The sequence below is a fragment of the Neorhizobium sp. BETTINA12A genome, assembly GCF_023006485.1.
GTDB lineage: Bacteria > Pseudomonadota > Alphaproteobacteria > Rhizobiales > Rhizobiaceae > Neorhizobium.
On record NZ_JALBGW010000330.1, the window covers coordinates 1 to 1,361 of the forward strand.

Annotated in this window: 1 protein-coding gene and 1 pseudogene; both read right to left on the reverse strand. The window is 64.6% G+C overall.

What is annotated here, in order from left to right; genetic code table 11:
* Positions 1-690 (reverse strand): annotated as a pseudogene (locus MOV61_RS29935) (hypothetical protein); the annotation flags it as partial.
* A gap of 90 nt (positions 691-780) precedes the next feature.
* Positions 781-1,361, reverse strand: a 581-nt coding sequence (locus MOV61_RS29940; protein WP_247139180.1) for a uroporphyrinogen-III synthase, incomplete at its 5' end; no start/stop codon positions are given.

A 1,361-nucleotide genomic window follows, 5' to 3' on the forward strand; every position in this document is an offset into this window, starting at 1 on the left:
GGAACCGGCGTTTGCCGCCGACTGGACGGTGGCGCGAAGCCGGTCGAGATCGGCCTTCAGCGCGGCAAGCGCCTGATCGCTGGCGCCGCTCGATGCCTTGGGCGCGGTTTCAAGGGCTGCTACGCGATTGGCGAGCGCTGTATCCGGCGCTGCTGCGGTGGTGGGACGGTTTTTGAGGGCCGCAATTTCCTGGCGCAAAGCGGTGATCTCGGAGGAGAGGCCGGCCGTGTTGGAGGCGGCCGGGGCTGGCGTGGCACCGGGCAGGTAACCGGCATATTGCATGCTGCCGGCCAGCAGCAGCGCGACGATGCCGCCTAAAATGCCGGCCGCGATCAACGTCGACGTGGCAGGACTCGTGCGATGGTGCGGGGCGGGAACTGGCTCCGGTTCGGGCGCCACGGTTGCGGGCTGCGGTTCGTTCCGGGCGGCGGCAGACCAGGGGTCGTCATAACGCGGCTCGTCCGCGGCCGAGGGACTGGACGCCGGTTCTTCCGTGGACTCGGGCTTGGGCGTGACCGGCTCTTCGGCTGTTGCCGTAACATCTTCGGCGGGCTCCGTGGCGCTCACCACGTCGTCGGTGTCGTTGCTGCGGACGGGTTCGGCGACGACATCGGACTGCTCGGCGGTCAAGTCGATCGTGACCGGCTCCTTGTCCGTCTTGGATCGGCGGGGTGGTTGTTCCGGTACCATCTCGACCTCTTTTTGCATGCGCTCACAGGAAACTAGTGGGTGGGTCTTAGGAAAGAAAGGGGCGGGCGGGATTTTGGCGCCACACCTCGACTAAAGGAGTGCCAATACCCCACCCTCGTCAGGGTGGCTGGCGATCTTGATATTTCTATGAAATTCCCGCGGAATGATTTCGGCGACATTGTCGCTGAGGCAGAGGAACTGCAGGGACACGAGTTCCTGAAGGTGCGGCGCAGCGAAATCGCAGAAAAGCCGGGCATTTTCCCGCGAGTAGAGAAGCACGGCATCCGCCGGCTGATCGAGGAGAGTGCCGCGGATAAGAGCTTCATCGTAGGCTATGGGTTCCATTTCGTAGATTTCGGCGGTGATGAACGGCACCGCCGCCGCGTGCAGGCCATCTTCGAATTTTGGCGAGCGCGGCCTCCCGGCAAGATAGAGCAGCGGAGTGTCGAACGAAGGTGCATCGCTTGCGATGATTTTCGCGAGTTCGGCGCCTGTGCCGGGGCCACGGCGAATGTCCCGGAAGCCGGCATCTTCGGCCGCCTTTGCCGTTGTTTCTCCGACAGCATAGAGGGTTTGGCCGAGAAACAGGGTCAGGTGGTCGCCCAACGCGGACAGCACGCGCAGGGCTTCGGCGCTGGTGACGGCCAGCGCGGAATGGGGGCCGGCGAGCG